Here is a 9,315-nt window from a genome sequence, read left to right on the forward strand (position 1 = left end):
TAATACCAACGTAAAATCCAAGACGGGAGAGATTTCATCTTGAAGATTACGGTGCTGATGGACGATAAAGGTTCTGAAAATCTCGCTCTTCAGAGCGAGCACGGTCTTTCCATGTGGGTAGAGTACAACGGCACGAAGCTGTTGTTTGATTTCGGCTCAACCTCGCTTCCTTTTTTCAATGCAGAGCAGCTTGGCATAGACGTTTCAACGGCTGATTTTATGCTGTGCAGCCACGCGCATTACGACCATGCGGGCGGTTTTCACCACGTTATGAAGCAGGGCTGGGCTAAGCAGCTTATAACGGGAAAGCACTTTTGGGAAGAAAAATTCGGATTTAACGGTGTTAAGTACACCTATCTCGGTACCGGTTTCGGAAAAGCTGATTTAGACAGGCTCGGAATTGAACACAAGGTGTGCGAAGATATGCTTGAACTTGTTCAGGGGTGCTTTGTGCTGACCGGTTTTGAACGCAGGTACGCGTTTGAGAAAATTCCTGAGCGCTTTGTTAAAAAGACTGCGGACGGGTACGTGCGCGACAGCTTTGACGATGAAATATGTCTTGCTTTTGACACGGACAAGGGGCTTGTGGTTCTTGTGGGCTGTTCGCACCCGGGCATACTTAACATTCTGTCATCGGTAAGCGAAAGACTCGGCAAAAACATCGTCGCGATTTTCGGCGGGACGCACTTAATGGAAGCAGACGAAGAACGCATAGCATATACTCTTGCTGAAATGAAAGAACTCGGCGTTGGTATCAACGGCTTTTCCCACTGCTCGGGACAGACCGTGCAGGAAGCGCTGAAAGACGACGCGTCGCTTTGCGGCTGTCATCTCGCGACAGGCGACATTATAGAAATATAGCCGCTTAAATCTGTGTATTATTACTGCCTTGCGCAGTAATTTAATACAAATACAAATCAAGGGGGACTGAAAATGTCCAGCGCGTTTATGTTCTCAGTTATTTTCCTTTCAGTTATCGCGATGATATTTGCTATTTCAAAACTGAAACAGCATCCGTTCATCGTAATGGTCATTATCGCGATACTCGTCGGTCTTATCTGCGGAATGGACCCCGAAGAGGTCATTAAGACAGTTAAAACCGGCTTCGGCAACATACTCGGCAACATCGGTATCGTTATCCTTTGCGGAACCATCATCGGAACAATCCTTGAAAAAACCGGTGCGGCTCTCACAATGGCTAACACGATTCTCGGAATCGTCGGAAAAGAACGCTCCGTCCTTACGATGGGTATAGTCGGTTACATCACCGGTATCCCTGTCTTCTGCGACTCAGGCTTCGTTATCCTTTCCCCGATTTCAAGAGCTCTTGCAGCCCAGTCCAACAAGTCACTCGCCGTTATAGCGACAGCCCTTTCAGGCGGTCTCTATGCAACGCACTGCCTTGTTCCGCCGACGCCGGGCCCGATCGCCATTGCCGGTAACCTCGGTGCAGACCTCGGTCTCGTCATTATGACCGGTCTTGTAATATCAATCCCTGCGGTCGCATTTGCAATTTTCTACGCAAACAAAGTCGCATCAACGATTGATATTCCTGCCAACCCGCAGTTCACGGTTGAAGAACTTCTCGAAAAATACGGCAAACTTCCGGGCGCTCTTCACAGCTTCTCACCGATCATTCTTCCGATCATCCTTATCGCTCTCAAATCAATAGGCGATTTCAAAACCCATCCGCTCGGAGAAGGTGCGCTTCAGCACTTCGTTTCCTTCATCGGAAACCCTGTCATCGCCCTTATCATCGGTGTATTCCTTGCCATGACGCTTATCCCTGTCCATGACAAAGATACAGACCTCGCATGGGTAACGGAAGGCGTACAGAACTCAGCGGCAATCCTCGTTATCACGGCTGCCGGCGGCTCATTCGGCGCAATTCTCGGAAAACTTCCGATCGCAGACGCGCTTCAGGGCTCACTGCTTAACCTCGGACTCGGTATCCTTATCCCGTTCCTCATCTCAACAATTCTTAAACTCTCCATGGGTGCCTCAACGGTTGCCATGATCGTAACCTCACAGATGGTTGCACCGCTGCTCGGAACGCTCGGTTTCGATTCAACGATGGGCAAAGTCCTCGTCACAATGGCAATCGGCGCCGGCTCAATGACAGCCTCACACGCAAACGACTCCTACTTCTGGGTTGTATCACAGTTCTCAGATATGAAGCCGTCAGAAGCTTACAAGTGCCAGACCGGTATGACCGGCGCAATGGGTCTTGTCTGCCTCGTAGTAATCTACATCGCATCACTTATTCTTCTTTAAGAAATACCAATAAAACAGGGCGGGCAAATGCCTGCCCTGTTTTTTCAAAAAGGGGTGCTGAAAATGAAAAAAGTAGTAGTTGTATCGGATTCTTTCAAAGGCTCTATCGATTCAATTGAAATCTGCCACATTGCCAAAGAAGTTATTAACGAAAGCTTTCCGGAATGTGAAATAATAAATCTCCCCGTTGCCGACGGCGGTGAAGGAACAGTGGAATGTTTCCGTCAGGCAATCGGCGGCGAACTTGTCGAAACTACAGTCCACGGGCCGCACATGGAGCTACTTGACGCGCGTTATCTCCGCCACGGAAACACCGCAATAATAGAAATGGCGGCAGCCGCCGGTCTTCCGCTTGTTGGAACCAACAGAAACCCGTCCGTAACAACAACCTACGGGGTAGGCGAGCAGATCAGGCACGCCGTTGAAAACGGCGCAAAAGAAATCCTTCTCGGACTCGGCGGAAGCTCGACAAACGACGGCGCTTGCGGACTCGCGGCAGCCATAGGCGTTAAATTCAAAGACATCAACGGAAAAGAATTTGTACCGACAGGCGGCACACTCTCCAAAATTGAAGTCATAGACATGACCGAAGCGAAAAAGCTTCTCGAAGGCGTCAAGGTAACGGCAATGTGCGACATTGACAGCCCTATGCACGGGCCGAAAGGCGCGGCATACATTTTCGCGCCGCAGAAAGGCGCGGACGCCAATATGGTGCTCAAACTGGACGAGGAACTCAAAGCGCTTGACAGAATAATCGTCCGCGAACTCGGCATAGAATCAGTAGCCGAAGTCCCCGGAGCGGGGGCAGCCGGCGGCATGGGCGGCGGCGTGATAGCCTTTATGGGTGCGCAGCTCAAACCCGGAATTCAGGCTGTGCTTGACACGGTTGAATTTGAAAAGCAGCTCGAAGGCGCGGACCTTGTAATCACGGGCGAAGGCAAACTCGACTCGCAGAGCCTCACCGGCAAAGTCGTAATCGGCGTTTCACGCAGGGCAAAAGAATGCGGAGTCCCCGTCGTAGCGGTCGTCGGTGACGTTGCGGACGATGCCTACGGCGCGTACGAACTCGGCGTAAGCGCGATATTCAGCATTAACCGCCTTGCAATACCGTTCAGCGAAGCAAAACCGCGCAGCAAAAAAGACTACGAAAACACGCTTCGCGACATCTTCAGATTTGTAAAAGCAATAGGGAAATAACAGGACTGATACAGAAATATTACCCGCAAACGGGCGCAAGCCCGTTTGTTTTTTATATGCAGACTGTAGTACTGTGTCAATAATTTTTAAGCAAAACGAAAATATTGAAATTTCAGTTTGACAAACAGTTTGAAAGAGAGTAGTATCTGCATTGTGTTTGTACTATGTGCATGACACATCTCCGATAGGGCAGCCGAACCAACCGCCTCGGCTGTCTTTTTTTGTGTGTCAGTAGTATTCTGTGAGGATTTTGGGCAGGGAAAAATCGTTAGGATTTTATAATGACCTATAATATTTTTAACGTTGTGAATTCTGCCAAAAATAAATATTATTGAAATTATAAGACATAAGATTGGATAAAAAAATATACCCCGTGTTTGGGGTATATTTTTTTATTAAAATTAGTCAACGAGGTTGTAATGTTTGAGGCGCGTTTCGGTTTCAGCTTTGCCGAGCTGCTCCGCACATTCAAATACGCCCGGGCTGACTTTTCTTCCGGTAAGCACCCAGCGGAGAGGCAGGCAGAGCTCTCTCATGCTGCTGCCGTTCGTTTCAATCCAGTCTTTTGTGAATTGTTCAAGCACTGGTGCTTTCCATTCGGAAGCATTGTCAAGCAGCTGACGGTAGAAGCCTTTAAGGACGGGACGGCGATCTTCGCTGATTTCCGAAGCGTCGTAACGTTCCTTTACAACGTCAAAGCTGAGGAAGTAATCGCTGTATTCCGCAACCTGAAGCGTTGTCTGTCCGCGTCCGCCCATTGTTTTGAGCGAGGACGCAAGGTATTCGTCGCTGTAGTTCTGCGGATTCAAGCCGAGCTTTTCCCAGAAGGGGCGGATGATTTCAAGCAGTTTGTACGGATCCATGCGTTTCATCTGTTCCTGATTTATGTGGTTCAGCTTGTCCATGTCAAAGACTGCCGCCTTTGTCGTTACCTGTTTGAGCTCAAACTGCGCAACTGCTTCGTCTCTTGAGAATACTTCGCCCGTTTCCCTCGGTGTCCAGCCGAGCAGCGCGAGGAAATTGAATACGCCGTCAGGCAGATAGCCGAGGTCGTTGTATTCGAATACGCTGGTTGCGCCCTGACGTTTAGAGAGTTTCTTTTTGTCTTTGCCGAGTATCATCGGAAGGTGTCCGAAGGTTGGGACGTTCCAGCCGAGCGCCTGATAGACGAGTATCTGTTTCGGCGTGTTGATTACGTGGTCTTCGCCGCGGATTACGGTGTTTATGTCCATATAGTGGTCGTCTATTACGCAGGCGTAGTTGTAGGTGGGCATTCCGTCGCGTTTCATGAGGACAATGTCTTTTATTGTTCCGTCCTGATTGACCGAGCAGCGTTCGCTGCGGACTTCAATATGTCCGTAGACTGCATCGTCAAAGGTAAGCAGTCTGCCTTCCGGCACGCGGAAGAAAACAGCGTCGTCTTTAACGTACGCCATGTCTTTGTCAATGAGCTCCTGCGCGTGTTTTCTGTAAAGCTCCATGCGTTCCGACTGGCGGTAAGGTCCATAGCTTCCGCCGACGTCGGGACCTTCGTCCCAGTCGAAGCCCATCCAGCGCATACCGTCCATTATGCTCTGTTCATATTCCTTTGTTGAACGTTCGAGGTCTGTGTCCTCTATGCGGAGTATGAATTTTCCCCCGTTGTGGCGCGCCCAAAGCCAGTTAAAAAGCGCCGTGTGGGCTCCGCCGATGTGCAGTGCGCCTGTCGGACTCGGCGCAAATCTTACTCTTACGTTGCTGTCCATTTTGCTCCTCCAAATGACCTGTTATGGTTTATAATTATGCAAGCACCTGAGCATTATACCGCAAAAATCGCATATTTGACCCTTTTTCGCTGACGGAGGCAGATAAAATGAATAAAAAAATTCTTCTTATAGACGGGCACGGGCTTGCTTTTCGCGGCTTTTACGCCGTTCCGGAGGGGCTTTCCGCTCCTGACGGCACCCCTACGAATGCCATAGTGGGCTTTATGAACATGCTGCTGAAAACCTTTGAAAAGTGGCAGCCTGACGGTGTCGCGCTGTTTTTTGACCCTAAGGGCGAGACCGTGCGCAAGAAGGCGTACGCGCAGTACAAGGAAGGGCGCAAGCCCGCTCCCGACGCGTTTAAGGCGCAGATGCCGCTTATTATCGAACTCAGCAGAGCGGCGGGCGTTCCCGTTTTTATCAGGGACGGAATAGAAGCCGACGACTGTATAGTTTCAACAGCCAGAAGCCTTGCGGCTGGCGGGGACACCGCGCTTATCCTTTCAGCAGACAAGGATCTGCTTCAAATTCTTGACAAGAATATTTTTGTTATACGCCCGACCAAAGGCGTCAGCGAATTTGATTTTTATGACAAAGCTTTTTTTGAAAATAAGTACGGCTTTCCCTCGGAGCGCATGAGCGATTATCTCGCGCTGCTCGGCGACGCCGTGGACAATATTCCGGGTGTTGCCGGAATCGGCGAAAAAAGCGCTGCGGAGCTTGTTCAGAAATATTCAAGCATTGAAGACATTTACGAGCATATTGAGGATTTTAAGGGCGCAAAGAGACTGCGGCTTGAGGAGGGAAAGCAGTCAGCGTTTGACAGCCGTGCGCTTGTGCTGCCGATAGAGGTGGAAGCGGTTGACGCTGAGGATACAAAAATCAGGAGTGCGGATTCCGAGCTTCTGAAACAGCTGTGCGAAAGACTGGGGCTTCGGAAAATATACGCGCAGCTGAAAATCCTGACCGGCGATTTCACGCTTCAGGACGATTCTTCCGATACGCCTGCCAAAAACGCGAAAAGCAAAGCGGAGTTTGGGAATTTTTTGTTCGGTCAGGAAAATTACGTTCCCCAGAACGCCGTAAATCTGAAAGAAGTTGAGCTTGGGCGATTACTATCCTCAGAAAACGCAAGTATGCTTGTTAAAACGGCTTCTGACGGCAAAACCGGCGTTTTGTGCGCAAACGGGAACGGCGAATATTGTTTTGCGGATACTGAACGTCTGAAAAACGACGAAGCATGGAAAAAATGGACGGAGAAGGGTGTTCTTACCGTGTTTGGTCTTCGCGGACTGCTTGTGGACGAAACGATTCCCGTGCCGCCTGCTGAAAGAATTAACGACGTTGAAGCAGCACATTACATGCTGCATCCCGACAGGGGAGGCAGAGGAATTGAAAAAACTCTCGGTAAACTGCCTGAAGATAAAACGCTTGCTGTTCAACTTTTAAATATTTATAAGACATTTGAAAATCAGCTGACGGAACACCAAAAAGAGCTGATGAAAAAACTGGACAACGCGCTGAGCTTTACGCTGACGAAAATGCAGCGCCGCGGGCTTCCTGCGGACGCTAAAATGCTGTCTGATTTAAGCTCTGATTTGAAGACCGCAATAGCAAAAACTGAGACTGAAATATGGGAAAAAGCAGGAAAAGAATTTAACCTTAATTCACCAAAGCAAGTGGGACACGTTTTGTTTGAGGAATTGGGACTGCCTGCGATAAAGAAAACCAAGACGGGCTACTCTACCGGAGCTGAGGTGCTTGAAGAGCTCGCGCAGCTGCCCAGGCCGCTTTGCGACGTTCCGAAGCTGCTTATGAATTTCCGTGAGGAGTCGAAAATACTGTCCGGTTTTGTCGAGCCGTTTCTTGCACTGGCACAAGAGAGAGAAGGCAGAATACATTCCACTTTTGACCAGCTTGAGACGGGAACGGGGCGCCTTGCGAGCTATTCGCCAAACGTGCAGAACATTCCGCAGTTCGGGGAGTGGGCGGAAAGATTTAAAAAATGTCTGCACCCTGCCGCTGAAGACAGAACGTTTGTCTCTGCGGACTATTCGCAGATAGAGCTTCGCATTCTTGCGCACCTTTCGCAGGAAGAAAGGCTGCTTTCCGCTTTCCGCGAAGAACAGGACGTTCATCTTGAAACCGCGTCATGGGTGTTCGGACTTCCGCCGGAGGATATTACGAAAGAACAGCGCCGCTTTGCAAAGGTTGTCAACTTCGGGCTGCTCTACGGCATGAGCGCCTTCGGGCTTGCTCAGAGGCTCGGCGTTCCGCGTCCGCAGGCGGCAAGTATCGTCAAACGCTACTTCAGCGTTCTGCCCGGCGTTGAAAAATATATAGAACAGAGTATCAAAACGGCGAAAGAAAAGGGTTATACGGAGTCTGTTTTCGGCAGGCGCCGTCCGCTTTCCGAGGTCGCGACAATAGAGGGGCGCGGAAACAATCCGATAGACAGAATAGCGGTCAACACGCCTGTGCAGAGCGCCGCTTCCGACATCGCCAAAATGGCGCTTGCGGAATTTGACAAACGCCTTGCGGAAAAATTTCCGAACGCCGCGGTTATCCTGCAGGTACACGACTCTATCGTCTGCGAATGTGACGAAAACGACGCTGACGCAGTTGAAAAACTGCTTGTTGAGACTATGGAGGGCGTATGCAAGATTTCCGTGCCGCTCAAGGTGGAGACCAAGCGCGGAAAAAGCTTGAACGAAGTGTAAATAACATAATTCAAAATGAAAAATTAATAATGAAGAATGTAAATGCCGGTTACTAACGAACTTTTGACTTTATAAATTCTTCACTATTCATTGTTTATTGTAATTGTATCTCTAAGGAGGCGTGATTATGAAACCTGTAATTTGGATAATTGACGAAGAGTGGCTTGATTACGACGTGGAGAACAAGACGCTGAACGATCAGTTTCCTGACTGCGAAATACATTATTCAGGCTATGATTACAAAAAAGATTTGGAAGATTTCGGCGGCAGAGTTGACGGAATTCTCGCCCAGGTGTACACGAGAATCGGCAGAGAGGAAATGGAGCAGCTGAAAAACTGCGAGGTCATATCTGTTTTCGGGGGAGGTTATGACAGAATTGATGTTTCCGCCGCAAAAGAAAAGGGAATTAAAGTCGCTTTTGTTCCGGGGTACTGTGTCGAGGACGTTTCGGATTACGCGATAGCGGCGATTTTCCAATGCAACAAGCACGTAACCTCCTACAAAAAAGAAATGGCGGAGAAGCTTTGGGGTAGTCCCGCACTGCCGAAGCCCGCAAACAGAATAAAGGGTTCAAATCTTCTCATAATCGGCATAGGCAGAATAGGCAGCGCAACGGCTAAAAAAGCCGTATCGCTCGGTATGAACGTGTACGCGTACGATCCGTACGTTTGTGAAGAAAAAATGGCTTCGATTGGCGTAAAAAAAGCGGAGAAACTTGACGAGGCACTCGGAAATGCAGACTACGTCAGCATTCATGCCAAACTTACCGATGAAACAAAGGGTATGCTTAACGCAGAAAAACTTACCTGTCTCAAAGCCTCGGCTTACGTAATCAATACGGCGCGCGGCTGCATAATTGACGAAAAAGCTCTGATAAATGCCGTCAAAAACGGGAAATTAGCCGGCGCGGTGCTTGACGTTGTTGACGTTGAACCGCCTTCCTTTGACGAAGAAATATTCAGAACGGACGGAATTATAGTTACGCCGCACATTTCCTATCTGTCCGTACAGGCTTACGAGGAGCTGAAACTCAGGGCGGCAATGAACCTTGTAAACGTTATAAAAGGAAATGAAATAGAAGACATAGCGGAGTAAAAATACCGAAAACTTAACGCGGAGGCGGAATCACCGGAATAGCGGGAAAAGCTTTTGAAACTGAAATAATCAAACAAATCCCAACGGGCTGATGAAAGTCAGCCCGTTTTCGAAAATCTATAAAACATATTGAGGGAACGAAAAACAAAGGCGAAAAGATAAATCAAATATTGAAAATTATCGTTCAGTTTTTCTTTCTCAATAAACTTTAATAACTTTTACAAAAACGAAAATATTCAGCATTTTCAACACTCTATGTAAATTTAGCCTGATTTTTGTCTGT

The 9,315-nt window shown here is 48.7% G+C and carries 6 protein-coding genes; 5 read left to right on the forward strand and 1 reads right to left on the reverse strand.

The features are described 5' to 3' along the window. Nucleotides 1-39: 39 nt before the first annotated feature. The 3 genes from KBS54_01375 to KBS54_01385 all read left to right on the forward strand — a co-directional run bounded on the left by KBS54_01375 (nucleotide 40) and on the right by KBS54_01385 (nucleotide 3,471). On the forward strand, nucleotides 40-861 hold the full coding sequence (locus KBS54_01375) for an MBL fold metallo-hydrolase (GenBank protein MBQ0054780.1): 822 nt from the start codon (nucleotides 40-42) through the stop codon (nucleotides 859-861). A gap of 72 nt (nucleotides 862-933) precedes the next feature. Continuing rightward, nucleotides 934-2,274, forward strand: a complete 1,341-nt coding sequence (locus KBS54_01380; protein MBQ0054781.1) for a GntP family permease — start codon at nucleotides 934-936, stop codon at nucleotides 2,272-2,274. 63 nt (nucleotides 2,275-2,337) lie between these two features. Then, nucleotides 2,338-3,471: a glycerate kinase gene (locus KBS54_01385; GenBank protein MBQ0054782.1), complete on the forward strand. Its 1,134-nt coding sequence runs from the start codon at nucleotides 2,338-2,340 to the stop codon at nucleotides 3,469-3,471. Between the two features lie 401 nt (nucleotides 3,472-3,872). On the opposite strand, the gene KBS54_01390 is transcribed toward KBS54_01385, so the two are convergent. Continuing rightward, complete coding sequence (locus tag KBS54_01390) at nucleotides 3,873-5,216, reverse strand: glutamate--tRNA ligase (protein MBQ0054783.1); 1,344 nt, start codon at nucleotides 5,214-5,216, stop codon at nucleotides 3,873-3,875. A gap of 107 nt (nucleotides 5,217-5,323) precedes the next feature. Between KBS54_01390 and polA the strand changes: the two genes are divergently transcribed. After that, entirely contained in the window at nucleotides 5,324-7,936 is a 2,613-nt protein-coding gene (gene polA, locus KBS54_01395) for a DNA polymerase I (protein MBQ0054784.1), read from the forward strand. Nucleotides 7,937-8,057: 121 nt separating this feature from the next. After that, entirely contained in the window at nucleotides 8,058-9,032 is a 975-nt protein-coding gene (locus KBS54_01400; protein ID MBQ0054785.1) for a C-terminal binding protein, read from the forward strand. Nucleotides 9,033-9,315: the final 283 nt, after the last annotated feature.

Source organism: Candidatus Equadaptatus faecalis, assembly GCA_018065065.1.
Classification (GTDB): domain Bacteria; phylum Synergistota; class Synergistia; order Synergistales; family Synergistaceae; genus Equadaptatus; species Equadaptatus faecalis.

Excerpts from the sequence above, each read along its gene's own strand:
- KBS54_01380 (MBQ0054781.1), top strand. The coding sequence starts at position 934 with ATGTCCAGCGCGTTTATGTTCTCAGTTATTTTCCTTTCAGTTATCGCG.
- KBS54_01385 (MBQ0054782.1), top strand. The coding sequence starts at position 2,338 with ATGAAAAAAGTAGTAGTTGTATCGGATTCTTTCAAAGGCTCTATCGAT.
- KBS54_01390 (MBQ0054783.1), bottom strand. The coding sequence starts at position 5,216 with ATGGACAGCAACGTAAGAGTAAGATTTGCGCCGAGTCCGACAGGCGCA.
- polA (MBQ0054784.1), top strand. The coding sequence starts at position 5,324 with ATGAATAAAAAAATTCTTCTTATAGACGGGCACGGGCTTGCTTTTCGC.